At 73.2% G+C, this 18886-nt stretch carries 11 protein-coding genes; 5 read left to right on the forward strand and 6 right to left on the reverse strand.

Going from position 1 to position 18886, the window contains the following annotated elements; translation table 11 throughout:
- Positions 1-469: 469 nt before the first annotated feature.
- Positions 470-1030 carry a MarR family winged helix-turn-helix transcriptional regulator gene (locus tag ACZ4EG_RS16985; protein WP_453562343.1) on the reverse strand — a complete coding sequence of 187 codons (561 nt, stop codon included), beginning with the start codon at positions 1028-1030 and terminating at the stop codon, positions 470-472.
- Between the two features lie 129 nt (positions 1031-1159).
- Here ACZ4EG_RS16985 and ACZ4EG_RS16990 point away from each other — a divergent pair, with 129 nt between their 5' ends.
- On the forward strand, positions 1160-2446 hold the full coding sequence (locus ACZ4EG_RS16990) for an MFS transporter (RefSeq protein ID WP_453562345.1): 1287 nt from the start codon (positions 1160-1162) through the stop codon (positions 2444-2446).
- Between the two features lie 89 nt (positions 2447-2535).
- Here ACZ4EG_RS16990 and ACZ4EG_RS16995 read toward each other — a convergent pair whose 3' ends face one another.
- The 3 genes from ACZ4EG_RS16995 to ACZ4EG_RS17005 all read right to left on the reverse strand — a co-directional run bounded on the left by ACZ4EG_RS16995 (position 2536) and on the right by ACZ4EG_RS17005 (position 6633).
- Positions 2536-3351, reverse strand: coding sequence for a class I SAM-dependent methyltransferase (locus tag ACZ4EG_RS16995; protein WP_467791129.1), 816 nt, complete (start codon positions 3349-3351; stop codon positions 2536-2538).
- Between the two features lie 32 nt (positions 3352-3383).
- Positions 3384-5042: an ATP-binding SpoIIE family protein phosphatase gene (locus tag ACZ4EG_RS17000; protein WP_467791130.1), complete on the reverse strand. Its 1659-nt coding sequence runs from the start codon at positions 5040-5042 to the stop codon at positions 3384-3386.
- 211 nt (positions 5043-5253) lie between these two features.
- Positions 5254-6633: an NAD(P)/FAD-dependent oxidoreductase gene (locus ACZ4EG_RS17005; RefSeq protein ID WP_453556734.1), complete on the reverse strand. Its 1380-nt coding sequence runs from the start codon at positions 6631-6633 to the stop codon at positions 5254-5256.
- Positions 6634-7012: 379 nt separating this feature from the next.
- Here ACZ4EG_RS17005 and ACZ4EG_RS17010 point away from each other — a divergent pair, with 379 nt between their 5' ends.
- Both ACZ4EG_RS17010 and ACZ4EG_RS17015 read left to right on the forward strand, forming a co-directional pair.
- Positions 7013-7786, forward strand: a complete 774-nt coding sequence (locus ACZ4EG_RS17010) for a TetR/AcrR family transcriptional regulator (protein WP_467791131.1) — start codon at positions 7013-7015, stop codon at positions 7784-7786.
- 205 nt (positions 7787-7991) lie between these two features.
- On the forward strand, positions 7992-9908 hold the full coding sequence (locus ACZ4EG_RS17015) for a sigma-70 family RNA polymerase sigma factor (protein WP_467791132.1): 1917 nt from the start codon (positions 7992-7994) through the stop codon (positions 9906-9908).
- Here the strand turns inward: ACZ4EG_RS17015 and ACZ4EG_RS17020 are convergent.
- Positions 9895-13194: a BTAD domain-containing putative transcriptional regulator gene (locus ACZ4EG_RS17020; protein WP_467791133.1), complete on the reverse strand. Its 3300-nt coding sequence runs from the start codon at positions 13192-13194 to the stop codon at positions 9895-9897. The two genes, ACZ4EG_RS17015 and ACZ4EG_RS17020, sit on opposite strands and share 14 nt — an antisense overlap.
- Before the next feature lie 170 nt (positions 13195-13364).
- Complete coding sequence (locus ACZ4EG_RS17025; protein ID WP_453556726.1) at positions 13365-15458, reverse strand: asparagine synthase-related protein; 2094 nt, start codon at positions 15456-15458, stop codon at positions 13365-13367.
- 694 nt (positions 15459-16152) lie between these two features.
- Here ACZ4EG_RS17025 and ACZ4EG_RS17030 point away from each other — a divergent pair.
- Positions 16153-17574 (forward strand): MFS transporter, encoded by a 1422-nt coding sequence (locus ACZ4EG_RS17030; RefSeq protein ID WP_263210344.1) that lies wholly within the window; start codon positions 16153-16155, stop codon positions 17572-17574.
- A gap of 76 nt (positions 17575-17650) precedes the next feature.
- The gene (gene lhgO / locus ACZ4EG_RS17035) at positions 17651-18868 is read left to right on the forward strand and encodes an L-2-hydroxyglutarate oxidase (protein ID WP_467791134.1); all 1218 of its coding nucleotides are present in this window, start codon (positions 17651-17653) and stop codon (positions 18866-18868) included.
- The last annotated feature ends 18 nt before the right edge of the window (positions 18869-18886 follow it).

Below are 18886 nucleotides of genomic sequence, written 5' to 3' on the forward strand. Positions count from 1 at the left end.
GGAACGGACGCTTCCTTTGTACTCACCCTCTCGGGCTTTCCTCCGGGCGCTTCCCTTCGGTCTTGCGTTTCCGACTCTATCAGATCTTTTCTCGATCCGATTTCCTCGGTGCTTTCCAGGTTTCCGCTCTCGCGTTTCCCTTTCCGGCGGATCCGACTCTATCAGATCCTTTCGGGCCTGATTCCCAGTCAGCGGGGTTTGTCCTCGCGGCCGTTGGGCCGTTCCGACGTCTCAAACCTTAGCGGATCCTCCCGGCAGTTCCTAATCGGGCTGCCGTGTCCGAATCGAATTGAATTCGGGCACGCCGAATTCAACCCGGCTGGGTGATCGTGCTGATGGTTTGGGCTGCCGCTGCTGCGGCGGGAGGTGCTGTCGCAGAACCGTTACGGCCCCGTGGCAACCCGAAGAACTCTACGGATCGGGCAGGGGGCTGTCAAGCACCCTCTGTCAAGATCTTTTCTGCCGGGCGTCAGTCCAGGTCGGAGAGGCGCCCGCCGGCGTCCGGCTGGGCGTGCTCCACCCTGCGGAGCAGCCGGGTGAGGGCTTCCCCAAGCACCGTGCGCTCCTCCGCGGAGAGGTCCTGGAGGAGGTCCTCCTCGAAGACGGAGGCGAGGCGCATGGCCTCCAGCCACTTCTCGCGGCCCTCAGGAGTCAGCTCCACGATCACCCGAACGCGGTTGGACTCGTCCCGCTCACGGGTGACGAGGCCCTCCGCCACCATCCGGTCGATGCGGTGGGTCATCGCGGCCGGCGTGAGGCCGAGGCGCTTGGCCAGGTCGCTGGGGCCCATGTGGTAGGGGGCGCCGGAGAGGACGAGAGCCTTGAGGACCTCCCACTCGGCGTTGCTGATGCCGAGGGCGGAGGTCTGGCGGCCGTAGGCGACGTTCATGCGGCGGTTCAGGCGGGACAGCGCCGAGACGATCTTCTCGACCTGGGGGTCGAGGTCCTGGAACTCGCGCTGATAGGCGGCGATCTGCTCTTCGAGGGTCGGCTCGCCGCCGATGCCGATGGTGCCGGAGGTGTCGCCCATGGGGGCAAGTATCGCATGGGGCCGCTTGGCGTTGAAGTCCTTGGATGTGTACTCTTTAGGTTCGAACTTTACCTTCGAAGTCTTCGGTACTAAGTACTGAGATACACCAACTACCTGAGAGAGGTGAACGTGACCAGGGCGATGGGCGCAGCGATGCGCCGGATCCACGTGGGCAACGCACTCAGCGCGTTCGGGCTCGGCTTCACCGTCCCCTACCTGTACGTCTATGTGGCGCAGGTGCGGGGTCTTGGAGCCATGACGGCGGGGCTGGTCCTCGCCGTCTTCGCCGTGGCCGCGCTCATCGTGCTGCCGTTCGCCGGCCGGGCGATCGTGCGGCGCGGCCCGCTGCCGGTCCTGCTCGCCGCCCTGGTCATGGCCGCACTGGGCGCCCTGAGCCTGGGGCTCGCGGGCAATGCGCCTGCCGTGCTCCTCTCCGCGGCGGCGCTCGGGGCCGGGCAGGCCGTGATGCAGCCGGCGCTGGCGACGATGATCGTGGACTGCTCGTCGGCGGAGACTCGGTCGCGGGCGTTCGCGACGCAGTTCTTCCTGCAGAACCTCGGGCTCGGGGTCGGCGGGCTCATCGGCGGTCATCTGGTCGACACCACGCACGTCTCCTCCTTCACGCTCCTGTTCGCGATCGAGGCGGCGATGTTCCTGCTCCTCGTCGTGATCATGTCGACGGTGCGGATGCCGCACTCGCCGCGGATCGAGGACGCGCCCGCGCGGTCGGCGAAGGGCAGCTGGAAGCAGCTGCTCGGCAACCGGGCCATGGTGCAGCTGTCCGTGCTGGGCTTCGTGCTGTTCTTCGCCTGCTACGGACAGTTCGAGTCCGGGCTGGCCGCGTTCGGTGTCGAAGCCGCGGGGATCTCCACCTCCGCGCTCGGTACGGCGCTGGCCGCGAACACCCTGATGATCGTGGTCGCGCAGTTCGCCGTGCTGAAGTTCGTCGAGCGCCGTCGCCGCTCCCGGGTGATCGCCGCCGTGGGCCTGATCTGGGCCGTGGCGTGGGTCGTGGCAGGGTACGCGGGTCTCGGGCACGGCAGTCAGGAGATGGCCACGGCCGCGTTCGTGTCGACGTACGCGCTGTTCGGGCTGGGTGAGGCGATGCTGTCGCCGACCGTCGCCCCGCTGGTGGCCGATCTGGCGCCGGAGGGGATGGCGGGGCAGTACAACTCCGCCTTCGCCCTGGTGAAGCAGCTCGCGCTGGCCGTCGGGCCCGCGGTGGGCGGGCCGATGGCGGCCTCGCTGCACACGCCGTACATCGTGACGTTCCTGCTGTTTTCGCTGGGCATCACGGCCCTCGCGCTCCGGCTGGGGCGGCAGCTCACCGCCGCGCAGGACCGGCCCTGGCAGGCGAGGAGCCGGGTCGTGGCGCGGGGCGCGGCGCCCGCGGAGCCGGTGGTCGCCGAGGCATGAGCACGGCGAAGGCGGCCGTCACCTTCGGGTGGCGGCCGCCTTCTGCTTCACCGGATCGCGCCTTGTCGGTGCCGGATCGCGCTGAGCCTCTAGCGGATCGCGGTCGCCAGGATCGCGGTGAAGGGGAGGGTCGGCCTGCCGTCGGGGCCCGTGCGGTCGGCGAGGCGGGCGGCGACCGAGTGGCCCGCGGCGACGAGCGTCTCCTCGCCGTGGGCGTCGGCGAGCCGCTGGCCCCAGGGCAGGACGGAGAGATGGCCCGGGGCGAAGTCCGCGAGCGGGGGCAGGGCGATGCCGAAGGTGATCTCGCGCGTCGTGACGTCGTGGCAGCCCGCCTTGCCGAGGGCGTCGGTCAGCCGGTCGGCCGTACAGGCGAAGGCGGTGCCCAAGGCGGCCGCGGCTTCGTCGCCGCCGTACTCCTTGATGGCTTCGTACTGGGCGGTGAGGTACGGCGAGAGGCTCATGTCGGCCCAGACGGTGGCCGCGAAGCGGCCGGAGGGGCGCATGACACGGGCCGTCTCCGTGAGGGCCTCGGTGAGGTCGGGGAAGAACTGGGCGCCCTGTTGGCAGACGACCGCGTCGAAGGTTGCGTCGGGGTACGGGAGCCGGTCGGCGGAGGCCTCGGTGAACTCGATGTCGGGGTACAGGCGTGGATGGTGGGCGACGGCCACCTTGAGCATGCCCGTGTTGACGTCGACGCCACGGACGCGGCCGGCGGGGCCGACCTGGGCCGCGGCCGCGCGGGCGGCGAAGCCGGTGCCGCAGGCGAGGTCGAGGACGACATCGCCTGGGCACAGGTCCACGGCGTCGAGCAACGCCGTCGTGAAGGGCGCCATCAGCGGCGCCACATACTCCTCATAGCGCTCGGGAGCGCTTCCCTTGAGCTGAAATCCCGGTTCGTCTGCCATGGGGAGCTAGTAGCACCGCGGAGCGGGTTCGCCTAGATGGCGCGCGGCAGCACGAACTCGCACCACACCGCCTTCCCACCACCCGGGGTCCGCCGGGATCCCCAGTTCGAGGCGATCGTCGCCACGATGGCGATGCCCCGGCCCGACTCGTCCCCCGGTTCCGCGCGGCGGCGGCGCGGGAGGTGGTCGTCGCCGTCGGTGACCTCGACGATGAGGCGGCGGTCGGTGCGGCGGAGTCTCAGGCGCATGGGCGGGGTGCCGTGCTGCAGGGAGTTGGCGACCAGTTCGCTGGCGGCGAGGACGCCCAGGTCGTGCAGGTCGGCGGGGAAACGCCAGCTGGTCAGCACGCCGGAGGCGAACGCACGCGCGCGTGGGGCCGCTTCCACTCCGCCGAGGAGTTCCAGGGCCGCGTTGCGGAAGAGGTCGCCGTCGGGGCCCGTGCGGGCCGGGTGCTGGAGGACCAGAACCGCCACGTCGTCGTCGTGGTCGGCGGTGACGCCCGCCGTGCGGACCAGGCGGTCGCAGACCACCTGGGGTGTTCCCGTCGCCCCCGCCAGTGCCCGCTCCAGTGACGCGATGCCCTCGTCCAGGTCCTCGTCCCGGCGCTCGACCAGGCCGTCCGTGTAGAGGACCGCGGTCGAGCCGGGGCCCAGCGGGATCGAGCCCGACGCGTGCATCCAGCCGCCCGTGCCGAGCGGGGGACCGGTCGGCTCGTCGGCGCGCAGCACCGTGCCGCTCTCATCGCGGACCAGGATGGGCAGGTGCCCGGCGGAGGCGTACACCAGCCGCCCCTCGTTCGGGTCGTGGATGGCGTACACGCAGGTGGCGATCTGGTTGGCGTCGATCTCCGTGGCGAGGCCGTCCAGGAGCTGGAGGACTTCGTGCGGGGGCAGGTCCAGGCGGGCGTACGCGCGGACCGCCGTGCGGAGCTGGCCCATCACCGCGGCCGCCCGTACCCCCCTGCCCATCACGTCGCCGATCACCAGGGCCGTGCGGCCGCCGCCCAGGGTGATCACGTCGTACCAGTCGCCGCCGACCGCGGACTCGGTGCCGCCGGGCTGGTAGGTCGCCGCGATCCTCAGGTCGTCCGGCTCCTCCAGCTCCTGGGGGAGCAGGCTCCGCTGCAGGGTCACCGCGGTCTCGCGCTGGCGGCGTTCGCTGGCGCGGAGGCGTTCGGCGGCCTCGGCGTGGTCGGTGACATCGGTGGCGAAGACCAGCACCGCGCCGTCGCCGCCGTCCCGGACCCCGTTCTCGGCCGCCGGGGTGCAGGTGAAGGTGTAGGAGCGGCCGTCGGGGGCCCTGCGGGACTTGAGGGTGCGGGGCTTGCCGCTGCGCAGGACCTGGTCGAGGAGGGGCAGCAGGCCCAGTTCGGCGAGCTCCGGGAGGGCCTCGCGGGCGGGTTCGCCGAGCGGTCGCTGGCCGAACGCCGCGGCGTAGGCGTCGTTGACGTAGGCGATGCGGTGGTCGGGGCCGTGGACCAGGGCGACGAGGGCCGGGACGCGGTCGAGGACCTCGCGCGCGGGGAGCTCGTCGACGGCGGGCACGGACGGTGCGTCGTCGGTCAGTTGTTCGGCGCGGGCCGCGGGCACGGAGCCTTCCCCCCGCCGGTCCGGAGTGACCGCGTGCTCGGTCCGCGCTGCGGCGCGGCGCTGCGTTCCGGGGAGCCGGGCGCTCCAGCGCGTGAAGTTCACGAATCCTTGCCTCGTGTCGTCGTGGTCGGCCGGCACCGGATCCGGCCGAGGGTCCGGGGGTTGTCCCGGGAATTGCGGTGCTCGGGAAAAGCCTCATGGGTGCTGAGGGCGGGCGGATGCCCGTCCAAGGTCGTGGGGCAGTCTGGCAGGCTGGCCGACCGCGGCGACATCCGTCAGACGCCGGAGCGGCTCGGGGAGTTCCTCGGTCCGGTCAGGACGACCCCTTCGGGTCGTCCGAGGGGTCGTGATGAGGCTTTCCACCGGCCGCGAGTTCGAACTCCGCGCGGGGATGTTCGAGCGAGCCCAGGGAGACGATCTCCCGCTTGAAGAGTCCGGAGAGGGTCCATTCGGCGAGTACGCGGGCCTTGCGGTTGAAGGTGGGCACCCTGCTGAGGTGGTAGACGCGGTGCATGAACCAGGCAGGGTAGCCCTTCAGCTTGCGGCCGTAGACCTGTGCTACGCCCTTGTGCAGTCCGAGTGAGGCGACGGCACCGGCGTAGGAGTGCGCATAGGTGTCGAGGGGCTCGCCGCGCAGGACGTGCGCGATGTTGTCGCCGAGGACCCTGGCCTGGCGTACCGCGTGCTGGGCGTTGGGCGCGGTCTCCCTGCCCGGCTCCTGAGCCGTGACGTCGGGGACGGCTGCGGCGTCGCCCGCGCTCCACGCGTGTTCCACGCCGTCGACGGTCAGCTGGGTGGTGCACTTGAGGCGGCCGCGGCCGTCGAGCGGAAGGTCGGTGGCGGCCAGGACCGGGTGCGGTTTGACGCCGGCGGTCCACACGACCGTACGGGTCGGGAAGCGCTGGCCGTCACTCAGTACGGCGATTCGGTCGACGCAGGATTCGAGGCGGGTCTCCAGGAGGACCTGGATGTTGCGGCGGCGCAGTTCGGTCAGGGTGTAGCGGCCCATCTCCGCGCCGACCTCCGGGAGGATCCGGTCGGCGGCCTCGACGAGGATCCACTTCATGTCCTCGGGCCGGACGTTGTGGTAGTAGCGCGTGGCATAGCGGGCCATGTCCTCGAGTTCGGCCAGTGCCTCGACTCCGGCGTAGCCGCCGCCCACGAAGACGAAGGTGAGGGCCGCGTCGCGGATCGCGGGGTCGCGGGTGGAGGAGGCGATGTCCATCTGCTCAAGGACGTGGTTGCGCAGCCCGATGGCCTCCTCGACGGTCTTGAAACCGACGGCGTGCTCGGCGAGGCCGGGGATGGGGAGCGTGCGCGCGATCGAGCCGGGGGCGAGGACGAGTTCGTCGTAGGCGAGGTGCTCGGCGCCCCTGCCCTCCTCCTCGGTGGCAAGCGTGGTGAGGGTGGCCGTCCGCGTGGTGTGGTCCACGGCCACCACCTCGCCGACGACGACATGGCACTGGTCCAGGACGCGGCGCAGCGGTACGACGACATGACGAGGAGAAATCGAACCGGCGGCTGCTTCGGGCAGGAACGGCTGATACGTCATGTACGGATCCGGAGTGACGACAGTGATGTCGACGTCGCCCCGCCTGAGCTCCTGTTTCAGCCTCCGCTGAAGTCGCAGGGCGGTGTACATCCCGACGTAGCCGCCACCGACAACGAGAATGCGCGCACGTTCCTTCACCATCCCATGACGCACCCGGCGCTCTAGTTTGTCCACAGCCTCGACAATTTGTGTGACCGGCGACCTGGTGATCGCGGCGGCGCCGGGGCTGTCGAAGCCGGGAGAAAGCGGGCAGGTCAGCGGGGGCGGACACGAGGGCGCCAGAGTGCGCAAACGGGACGTATGCGCTCCGTACTCCGATCGGGGGGCGCTCCGTGCGGAACCTGCCCCTTCTGAATTGACTCCCTCTCAACTATGTTCGTGTGTCGACGGGGTGTAGGGGATGTGGTCGAACGGGTCCGCGACGGGCGGTCCCGCTCAGGGAACGGTGCCAGTTCCGCGCACTCCGGATTCAGTGGCGGGGAGTCTCCGGGGGGAGACGTCATTAACCGGGGGAACGCTTATGCATATTCAGGACACGCATTGGTCTTCGGCGAACGCCATCGCACCCGCTGGCGGTGCGATGGGCGCGGCGGCGGGCAACGGACGCGCGGACGGGTCGCGCACGACGCCGCTGCGGGTGGACGCACAGCGCAATCTGGAGCACGTGCTGCGAGCGGCGCGCGAGGTCTTCGGCGAGCTGGGTTACGGCGCGCCGATGGAGGACGTGGCGCGGCGCGCGCGGGTCGGTGTGGGCACGGTGTACCGGCGCTTCCCGAGCAAGGACGTCCTGGTCCGGCGGATAGCCGAGGAGGAGACCTCCCGGCTGACCGACCAGGCGCGGGCGGCGCTCGGGCAGGAGGACGAGCCGTGGTCGGCGCTGTCGCGCTTCCTGCGCACGTCGGTGGCCTCGGGGGCCGGGCGGCTGCTGCCGCCGCAGGTGCTGAGGGTCGGCGTCCAGGAGGACGGCACCGAGGACGCGGGCTCCGCGGCCGAGGAGGCGCGGGTGCCGCAGCAGCGGAGCCAGCCGGGCGCCGGTGAGCTGCGGCTGGTGTCCGAGGAGCCGGCCGCTGCCGCGGACGACGACGCGGGTGCGGCGGCGCTGCTCGAAGTGGTCGGCCGGCTCGTGGAGCGGGCCCGTGCGGCGGGCGAGCTGCGGCCGGACGTGTCGGTGTCCGACGTACTGCTGGTGATCGCCACGGCGGCCCCGTCGCTGCCGGACGCGGCCCAGCAGGCGGCGGCCTCGGCACGGCTGCTGGACATCCTGCTGGAGGGGCTGCGTTCGCGTCCCGCGTGAGCGGTGCGGCTTTTGCGCACGCCGATCAAGTACCCGGCGGGGTCGGCTCGTTGAGCCCTCCCCGTCCGGGTGATGGCCGGTACCGCCGGACGGCAGTCCGCTCGGACGAGTGGATGGCTCGTACTCGGGGGTCCTGAACAAAGGCCGGTGTGGCACTCTGACCCGGTGATCGGGTCGGGCTTGCAGGCGTCGGGGGCTTTCCGCGATGGGCGTTGACGGGTGGGACGAGTCCCTCGGTGACGGTGACGCGGACGCCGGCGGGCTGACCGCGCCCCAGGTGCCCAGCCAGGGCGGCCGGGCGGACGTACCGCGCTCCGGCGACCCGGCGAAGGGCAGCGTCCCGGCCCAGCGCGAGAGCAGCCCCCTGCCGTCGCGTGAGGCGGCGCCGGGTGACGGCGAGCTGATCGAGCGGATGCGCGCGGGCGACGACACGGCGTACGAGGAGCTGTACCGGCGCCATGCGAACGCCGTGCGCCGTTACGCCCGCTCCTGCTGCCGCGACGCCCACACCGCGGACGATCTGACGGCCGAGGTCTTCGCCCGCATGCTCCAGGCGGTGCGCGGCGGCTCGGGACCCGAGCACGCCGTACGCGCCTATCTGCTCACCTCCGTCAGGCGGGTGGCCGCGCACTGGACGAAGTCGTCCCGGCGCGAGCAGCTCGTCGACGACTTCGCGGTCTTCGCCGCTCATGCCACGCGCGCGTCCGAGGTGCCGGGCGACGGCACACTCGCCCTGGGCGCCGATGTGCGGGCCCTGCACGAGGCCGAGCAGTCCCTCGCCATGCGCGCCTTCCGCTCGCTGCCCGAGCGCTGGCAGGCGGTGCTGTGGCACACCGAGGTGGAGGACGAGTCGCCGAGCGAGGTGGCCGTCCTGTTCGGGCTGGACGCCAACGGCACGCGCGTGCTCGCCAGCCGCGCCCGCGAGGGCCTCAAGCAGGCCTACCTCCAGGCCCATGTCAGCGCCACGCTCGCCGGCGACGCGGAGTGCGCGCGCTACGCCGACCAGCTCGGCACGTACGCCCGCCGCAAGCTGCGCATCCGAGCCGAGCGGGGCCTGCGCAAGCACCTGGCGGAGTGCGCCGGCTGCCGGCTGGCGGCCGCCCAGATCGAGGAGGTCGCGAGCGGGATCCCCGCGGTCGTCCCGGTCGCGGTCATCGGCTGGTTCGGCGCCGCCGGGTACGCCAAGGCGCTCGGGATCATCGCCACCGGCGCCGGAGTGGGCGCCGCGGGTGCGGCCGCCACGGCCGGTGCCGGCTCGTCCGGCGGGGCGGGCGGTGGCGCGGCGGCCGCCGAGGGGCTGGCCGGATCGGTGAAGGCCGGTATCGCTGCCGGTGTGGTGGCGGTCGGGGTCGCCACGGTGGCGCTCGCCCTCCTGAACGACGGCCACCCGGCCAAGGACGTCGCCAAGCCGTCGTCCCCACCGTCGGTCGCCCAGCCGCAGGCGCCGGCCCCCACGCCCTCGGAGACGCCGCCCACGCCGAAGGCACCGGGCATCGTCCCGGTGGCCGCCCCGACGCCGGCCCCCACCCCGTCGAGCGCACCCGGACAGAGCCCGAACCCGACATCGAGCCCGAGCACGAGCCGGACCCCGGCCCCCTCGCCGAAGCCCACACCGACACCGACAGCGACGCCCACCCGCACCCCCGCTCCGCCCACGACGCCCGCACCCCCGCCGGCGCCGGCACCGGTCGTCTACCAGTGGAGCGATCTGCGGTACGACATCACCGGCGACGGCAGCAAGCCCGAGATGCGGCCGGCCGAGAGCACCTGGGTGTGGCGGCGCTACGGCCTGTCCGTCGCCGACAAGCACTACGCGCGCGGTGTGACCGTCCACGGCGTCTCCTCCGTCACCGTCGACCTCAACCGGGAGTGCTCCGCGTACGACGCGATGGCCGGCGTCGACGACCTGACCCTGGGACTCGGCAAGGTCTACTTCTCCGTCTACGCCGACGGCGTCCGGCTGTGGCGGTCCGGGATGGTCAGGGGCGGCGCCCCGGCCGTCCCCGTCCATGTGAACCTGGCCGGGCACCGCACCGTACGGCTGGTGGTCGAGCCGCACAGCAACGCCTTCGACGCCGCGGCGCTCGCCGACTGGGCCGACGCGAGGTTCACCTGCCGCTAGAGGCGTCAAGTCCGCCGCTGGCGGTGGGCGTGCGCTCCAGCTCCCGCAGTACGTCGTCCGCGGTGCAGGACGCTCCCCGGGCGCGCTCGGCCGCGTAGCGGGCGGGGGTCAACTGCGCGCGGGCGGTGGTGTCGACGGCCGCCGCGCGGGTGCGCTCCGGCTCGGGGCGTGGATGGCCGGCGCGCCAGTGGTCGGCGGCCGTGAACAGCCGTACCGCACCCGCCAGATCGCCGAGCCGGGCCAGCAGGTCGGCCGCGATGTCCACGAGCCCTGCCGTGATCGACTCGGCGCACCGCCGTTGCACGGCCTCGCGCAGCACCTCGGCCACGACCGGCAGCCCGTGCGCGGGACCGGACTCGCCGGCCGTGATCAGGGCCTCGACCGCGCCCAGGCCCGCCGTGAACTGGGGCGGGGCGTTTCCGCCCGCCATCGTCGCGAGCGTGGCCTCGAACAGTTCGCGCGCGCGGACCATGTCTCCGGCGTCCTGGGCGATGTGCGCCCGCAGCAGCAGGATGAAGGCCCGGGACTCCGCCACCCCGTACTGGTCGGCCGCCGCGGCCGCCTCGTCCAGGGCGGAAAGCGCCGCCGCCCGGTCGCCGGAGCGGTAGGCGATCTCGGCGAGCCGCGCGATCAGGAACGGCGACTCGGCGTATCCGCCCACCTCGTAGGCGAGTCGCAGTGCCTCCTCGTACTCGCGCCCGGCCTCCTCGAACCGGCCGCGCGCCATGGCCGCCTCGCCGGCCGCGCTGCACACCTGGGCCCGCATCCAGCGGTCCCCCACCCGCCGGCTGAGCACCCGCAGCTCCGCCAGGTCCTCGTCGACGCCGCGCAGATTGCCGGGCGAGTCGACGACGACGTGGGTGCGGTACATCAGGCTGACGCCGACCGCCCAGTCGTCGCCGTGGAGACGGCAGTTGGCGACCGCCGCATCCATGTCGGGGCCGACCTCCGCGGGGCCGCCCAGGTAGTAGGCGGTGAGCGGCCAGACGATGCCCGGCAGCCGCGCGGACCGCGGCCCGCCGTGCTCGAAGACGGCTCGCACGCGCGCGATGTACTCCGGGGCCCGCTCGTCCGTCAGCAGATCCGGGGCGCCGGTCTCGGACGTCAGGAACATATGGAGCATCCGCAGGTCCATGCGCAGGTCGCGCAGGGGGTGGCCCGCCTCCGCGTCGGGGGCCGCGAGAAAGGCGCCCACCGGGTCGGCGGAGGCGGCGAGCCGGTCCCGGGCCGTGGCGTCCTCGGGCAGGGCGTCCACGGCGACGCCCAGGCGCAGCACCGCCCCCACCCAGTCCACGGCCTCCTGGCGGTAGTTGCGCAGCCACCAGAACCAGCCGACCGCGAGGACGAGCGCGCCCGCCGTCTCCTCGTCGCCGTCGCGCAGGGTGCGGTCGAGGGCGGCGCGGATGTTGTCCAGTTCGGTCTCCAGGCGGGAGATCCACGGCAGTTGGGCCCCGGACCTCAGCAGTGGTTCCGCCCGCTCGGTCAGGGCGCGCACCCACGCGCGGTGCCGCAGTTCTGCCGCCGCGCGCAGCTCGGGGACCTCGGCGGCGCGCTCGCCGGCGTACTCCTGGATGGTCTCCAGCATGCGGTACCGCATGCCGTCCAGGGCGCCCTGGCCGTCCGGTGCGGCGACGACGAGGGACTTGTCGACGAGCGCCCCGATCAGCTCCGCCGCCGGGCCGGTGCACACGGCCTCCGCCGCCGCGAGGTCCCAGCCGCCGGCGAACACCGACACCTCGCGCAGCACCGTCCGCTCCCGCTCGTCGAGGAGTTCCCAGGACCAGTCGACCACGGCACGCAGGGTCTGCTGGCGGGGCAGGACCGTACGGCTGCCGGAGGTGAGGAGGCGGAAGCGGTCGTCGAGGCGGTCGGCGATCTGCCGGGGGGTGAGCAGCCGCAGCCGGGCGGCGGCGAGCTCGATGGCGAGGGGAAGGCCGTCGAGGCGCCGGCAGATCTCGTCGACCGCCTCCTTGTCGTGGAGCACGGTGTCGGCGTCGGGACGGACGGCCGCCGCGCGCTCCTCGAAGAGGCGGTGCGCCTGCTCGGGGACGAGGGGTTCGACCGGGCGCACCGACTCACCGGGGACGCCCAGGGGTTCACGGCTGGTGGCGAGGATCGTGAGGCCCGGGCAGCGGGTGAGCAGTGTCTCGGCGAGGTCGGCGGCCGCACCGATGACGTGTTCGCAGTTGTCAAGGATCAGGAGTTGGCTGCGCGGGGCGCAGTACTCGACGAGCAGGGCGACCGGGTCGTCCTGGTGGGTGGCCAGTTCGCTGGTCATGAGCACGGTCTCGCGCAGACCGAGCGCGCTGACCACCGCGCCCGGCACCGCCTCGGGCCGGTCGAGCGGGGCGAGTTCGACCAGCCATGCCTGCGGGAGCCCGGCGGCGGCCTCCTCGGCGAGACGGGTCTTGCCCGAGCCGCCCGGTCCGGTGAGGGTGACGAGGCGGGCCCTGCGCAATTCGGAACGAACGGCCGCGAGCTCGGGTTCCCGGCCGACGAAGGACGTCAGGCGGGGGCGCAGATTGCCGGTGCGCTCGCGGAACCGGCCGAGGGGGGAGACAACGGGAGCCTCCTGCGTGAGCAACTCCGCGTGGAGGGCTTTGAGTTCCTGGCCGGGGTCGGCGCCGAGGCCGTCGGCGAGGGTGCGGCGGGCGGTGTCGTACGCGGCGAGGGCGTCGGCGGTGCGGCCGGTGTCGCGCAGGGCGCGGATGAGGAGGGCGTGCAGCGGTTCGTCGTACGGGTGGGCCGTGGTGAGCTCCGTCAGCTCCGGTACGACCTCGGGGGCGCGGCCGAGTCGGAGGGCGGCGGCCGCCCGGGCCCGGGTCGCCTCCAGGCGCAGGGCCTGCGGGCGGGTCGCGGCGGTGCGGTCGGGGAGGTCGGCGAGGGCGGGGCCGTACCAGAGGGCGAGCGCCTCGGTGAGGGCGCGGAAGGCGGTGGCCGGCTCGCCCCGGTCGAGGGCGGCGGTGCCGTCGCGCACGAGCCGCTCGAAGACGTGCAGGTCGACGTCGTCCCCGGTGGCCTCCAGGCGGTAGCCGCCGGGGCCGGAGGAGACGGTGTGCTTTCCGACGGTACGGCGCAGGCGGCCGACCAGCGCCTGGAGCGCGGCCGGGGCGTCCTGGGGCGGGTCGTCCGCCCATACCTCGTCGATCAGGGTGTCGGGGGGTGTGGTGCGGCCGGGGCGCAGGGCGAGGGCGGTGAGGAGCGCGCGCAGCCGGGCGCCGCCGAGGGGGATGGAGGTGCCCTGGTCGTCCGTCGCTCGGGCAACGCCCAGGATTCTGTACCGCACCGGGTCATTGTCGCCGGGGTGGCGAGCGGGGGCACGGAGTTTCGGGGCGGGGTCGTCCCGCTGCGGCGGCCGTCGGCTTGGCGTGGCGCTTGATCTTGACCGGCTTGCTGTCCACGAGTGCGTTAGTAGTCCTGGTCGTTGGCCGCCGCCGCGGGTTGAAGTGCAGGGGCCTACCCCCGTCGCGCGGCGGCCCCCGCCCCCAGCGCCCCCCGCTGGGGCGTGATCCCCGCCGGCACCGCACGCGCGCGTGCCGGGGTGCCCGTCCAGCAGGTGCCCCTGCGTGCCAGCAGCCGGCGCAGCCACAGCTCCAGGGAGACCAGGTCCGCCAGGCCGTCCAACGGCAGCGGCTCGCCCGCGGCCGCCCCGCGCAGTGCCTTGCGGACCACGCGGGCCTCGATCAGGCCCGCCTCCGCGAGGAGGGGGGTGGTGAAGAGGGAGACGAGGGAGTCGGCGGCCACGCGCAGGCCCGTGCGGGCGGCGGCGGCCGAGGAGGCGTGGGAGGGGGCGCCCCAGCCGGGCGGGAGGTCGGTGACGCCGGCGCCCTCCAGGACCGTACGGAGGATGGCGGCACGGGCGCCGGGCTGGACCCTGAGGGCCTCGGGGAGTTCGCGGCAGGCGCGGACCACCTGGTTGTCGAGGAACGGGGCGTGCAGCCGCTGGGAGCGGATCTCGGCAGCCTGTTCCAGCACCCGGATGTCCGCCGCGTGCCGGGCCAGCGCCGCACGCGCGCGGTAGTCGCCGGGCAGCTGGCCCGGGCCCACTCCGGAGCGGTTCGCCGAGCCCTGGAGCAGAACCGATACTTCAGCCAGTGCCTCACCCGTCAGCCAGCGCGCCGCGGGCCCCGGTCTGGCCCAGGTGAGCGCCGCGAGGGACGCTCCGACCGCGCCTCCGGGTTCGTCGAACCGCCGGCGCAGCAGGCGTTCGGCGAGCACTTCCACGCCCGCCCGGTACGGCGTCCGCGCCAGCCGCCGTGCCGCGCTGTACACGCGCGCGGGGACCATCACCGAACCGTCCGCCTTGGCCAGTGCCGCGACCGGACGCACCAGGTGGCGCCGCTTGCGGTCCATCAGCAGGTCCGCCAGGCGGGCCGGGTGGGCGTCCAGGACCTGGCGGGCGCCGTAGCCGGTGAAGTGGTCCGCGCTGCCCGACGCGAGGCGCGCCCGATGCCGGGCCGCCAGGACGAGCGAGGGTGCCGGCTCGTCCGTGAGCGGGCCGTCCAGGTCGGCGTACGGCAGTACCTCCTCTCCGCCGGCCACCACGACATGGTGCAGGCGCGGGTTGGACGCGAGGCTCCCCGCACGCTCCAGTTCGGCCTCGCGGCCCCCGACGGCCAGGTCGTTGAAGGTGACGGCCAGCAGCCGCTCACCGGCGCCGGTGCCATGGCCCAGGATCGTGCCCGGCATCCCCGGGAGGCCGGCGGCCAGCAGGGCCAGCGTCCCCGAGGCGGGGCCGCCGCTCAGGTCCGCGCCGATCCCGGGTACGGGCATCCCGCGCGCGGCACGCCGCTCGGCCGGGCCCATGCCGGGCACCGGGCCGGGGTCGATGTCGGGGACGTGCCGGGGTGCCGACAGACGGGCGCGCACCGCCTCCACGAGCGCGTCCCGCACGGCGTCCACCGCCCTGTCCGGGTCGGCCGAGGGCGCCGCCACGGCAAGGGAGGCGACCGGCTCGTACCCGGCGATCTCGCGCGCGCCCGCACGCAGGATCAGGGCATGTCCCGGCGGAACGCGCCGCACGCCGTCGTACGGCGTCGAATCGTGCAGCGCGGCCGGTACGTCGGGAGCGGCGAGCAGCGCCGCGAGGTGGCCGAAGTCGAGGTTGGCCTCGATGAGGTCGGCGAGCGGCAGCGCGGCCGTCGCGTACGCGGTGCCGCCGGCCCAGGGGGTGTGGAACACCGGGCGGGCGCCGGCGAGATCGCCGCAGACGGTGACGCGGCGGCCGACCTGGACGACGGCCGTGTAACTGCCGGACCAGGCCGTCAGATGCCGAAGTGCCCCTCCGCGCGCGGTGAACAGGCCGAGCCGCAGCTCCTCGTCGGAGGCGCCGCAGGTGCCCAGGACGGCGATGCGGTTCTGGGCGTCGGCCTTGATCACCCGTACCTCGTCCGGGCGCCAGTCGCCGACCGCCCACAGCGGATCGGGGTCGCCCCACAGGAGTTGGGAGCCGATCGGGTGCACGGTCTCGCCGTCGTGTCCCGTCGCGCCCGCGGAGCCGATCGCGGCGGCACCGGCGGCGGCGCTGCTCCATCCCACCAACCACCGCATCGACGCCTCCACAGGCTGTGGACAACCAGTGCACGGTACGAACCGGTTCACCATGCTGCCATGAAGAACGCGCCCCCGAGGTGCGGCGGCGCCTCCTTCCGCCGATGGAATGCGCCCACGCGCGCGTGCCCGTGGGGAAGCGAACCCCTGTGCGGGACAAGGGAACTGCGACTCGAATGCGCCCCCGAAATGCTCCCCGAAAACGCCCTTCGCGCCCTCAAGTCCCGTGGTAGGAGCGGTAATCACCCGCGAGAGGAGGGGTCGATTTTCAGCCAAATCACAGACGCGGAGACAGGTTTGAGCACGCTCCGTACAGGCCCGGTGCAGCACGCCGACAGCGCACAGTCCGGGAGGCGGGCACCGCCTCCCGGACCGGTCCGCCACCCGCGGGGATGAAGGTGGCGGTGTCCCCCAGCCCACTGGATCCAGTACAGCGGGCCGACCCACGCACGATCCATGGAACCGCTCCCCACGTGGCCGGAGAAGAGCGCACGGACGGGCGCACGGCCACACGACGGGGGCACGTCGCGACATGCCGTGCACGGTGCGTACAGGGCCCGCACTTCCCTACGGACCACAATCCCGCCAACCGGAACAATGCCCCTTAACGCTTGGGATGCGGCGAACTACGCTGGGTTTACGAATGCCGCGTGGTTATGCCAGCGCGGCAGCCGTCTGTGTCGAGGGGTGGCGCATGTCCAGGGAGCAACGCGGGCCGAACGAAAAGCTCGGCGCCGTTCTCGCCCTCGCGGGAATCAGCAACGCAGGACTCGCGCGACGCGTCAATGATCTTGGCGCTCAACGCGGGTTGACTCTTCGCTACGACAAGACCTCGGTCGCGCGCTGGGTGTCGAAGGGCATGGTGCCGCAGGGTGCCGCGCCCCACCTCATCGCGGCCGCGATCGGCCAGAAGCTCGGCCGCCCGGTGCCGCTCCACGAGATCGGCCTGGCGGACGCGGACCCCGCACCCGAAGTGGGCCTCGCCTTCCCCAGAGACGTAGGGCAGGCGGTGCGGTCGGCGACGGAGCTGTACCGTCTCGACCTCGCCGGCCGCCGGGCCGGCTCCGGAGGCATCTGGCAGTCCCTGGCCGGATCATTCGCGGTGAGCGCATACGCAACGCCCGCCTCACGGTGGCTGATAACCCCCGCCGACAGCTCGGTCGCACGGGACGCAAACCCTTCCGAGGGCTCCGGCGCACCGATCAAAGTCGGCCACAGCGATGTGCAGAAACTGCGGGAAGCCGCCGAGGACGCCAGGCGCTGGGACTCCAAATACGGAGGCGGCGACTGGCGTTCGTCCATGGTGCCCGAGTGTTTACGGGTGGAGGCGGCACCGCTGCTGCTCGGCTCGTACTCCGACGAGGTCGGCCGCGCCCTGTTCGGGGCCTCCGCCGAACTCACCCGTCTCGCGGGCTGGATGGCCTTCGACACGGGCCAGCAGGAGGCCGCACAGCGGTACTACATCCAGGCGCTGCGCCTCGCCCGCGCGGCCGCCGACGTCCCCCTCGGGGGCTACGTCCTGGCCTCCATGTCCCTGCAGGCGACCTACCGGGGCTTCGGCGACGAGGGCGTCGACCTCGCGCAGGCCGCCGTGGAGCGCAACCGGGGTCTGGCCACCGCCCGCACCATGAGCTTCTTCCGCCTGGTCGAGGCACGCGCGCACGCACGCGCCAGTGACGCACAGGCGGCCGGCGCGGCCCTGAAGGCCGCCGAGGGCTGGCTGGAGCGGGCCCGGGAGGGCGACAACGACCCGACCTGGCTCGGCTTCTACTCCTACGACCGGTTCGCCGCCGACGCCGCGGAGTGCTACCGCGATCTGAAGGCACCGCGGCAGGTCCGGCGCTTCACGGAGCAGGCGCTGTCGAAGCCGACGGAGGAGTTCGTGCGGTCGCACGGGCTGCGGCTGGTCGTCTCGGCGGTCGCCGAACTGGAGTCGGGCAATCTGGACGCGGCGTGCGAGCAGGGGGTGCGGGCCGTGGAGGTCGCGGGGCGGATATCGTCCGCGCGCACCACGGAGTACGTGAAGGATCTGCTTCACCGGCTGGAGCCGTACGGCGACGAACCGCGTGTGGTCGAGCTGCGGGAGCGGGCACGACCACTCCTGGCTCCCGCGTAGGCGCTCCGCCGCGCCGGCGCCTCCCTCTGCGTTTGAAGACACTGTCAGTGGCGCAGTGCACTATCGATGCCAGGAGGTGGTGCAGGTGCGGGAGGTCGCGTACGACTGCGACGTGCTGGTGGTCGGCGGTGGGATCGTCGGGCTGTCCACGGCGTATGCGATCACGCGTGCCGCGCCGGGCACGCGGGTGACCGTGCTGGAGAAGGAGCCGGGACCGGCCCGGCACCAGACGGGGCGCAACAGCGGCGTGATCCACAGCGGGATCTACTACCGGCCCGGCTCGCTCAAGGCGCGGTACGCGGTGCGGGGCGCCGCCGAGATGGTGAAGTTCTGTGCCGAGTACGGCATCGCGCACGCCGTCACCGGCAAGCTGATCGTCGCCACCGAGCGGTCCGAGCTGCCCCGGCTGCACGCCCTGGTGCAGCGCGGCCGGGAGAACGGGATACCGGTGCGGGAGCTGGGCGCCGCGCAGATCGCCGAGTACGAGCCGGAGGTGCAGGGCCTCGCGGCCATACACGTCGGGACGACGGGCGTGGCCGACTTCGTCGGGGTCGCACGGCAGCTCGCCGAGGCGTCCGGCGCGGAGATCCGGTACGGGGCGCAGGTGGTCCAGGTGGACCGCCGCCCGGATCTGGGGGTCGCCGTGCGGACGGCGGGCGGGGACATCGTGCGCGGGCGGGTGCTGGTGAACTGCGCCGGGCTGTACTGCGACGAGGTGGCCCGGCTGGCCGGCGACGAGCCCGAGGTGCGGATCGTGCCCTTCCGGGGCGAGTACTACGAGCTGGCGCGGCCCGGACTGGTGCGGGGCCTGGTGTATCCGGTGCCGGACCCGGCGTTCCCGTTCCTCGGCGTGCATCTCACGCGCGGGATCGACGGGGGCGTGCACGTCGGCCCCAACGCGGTGCCCGCCCTGGCCCGGGAGGGGTACGGCTGGGGGGTCGTACGGCCGCGTGAGGTGGCGGGCACGCTGGCCTGGCCCGGGGCGTGGGCGATGGCCCGGCAGCACTGGCGGTACGGGGCGGGGGAGTTTTGGCGCTCGGTGTCGAAGCCGGCGTTCACGGAGGCCGTGCGCAGACTGTTGCCCGCCGTGCGGCCGGACGACCTGGTGCGGGCGGCCCCGGGAGTGCGCGCACAGGCCGTCCTGCGGGACGGGACGCTCGTCGACGACTTCCTGATCCGGGAGGGAGCACGGACCGTGCACGTGCTGAACGCACCGTCTCCGGCGGCCACGGCCTCGCTGCCGATCGGCAGGTCGGTGGCGCGCAGGGCGCTGGCCGTGCTGGGCTCGTCCTGACCGGTTCCCCGTGTCCCG

The sequence above is a fragment of the Streptomyces sp. NPDC025638 genome (assembly GCF_055558775.1).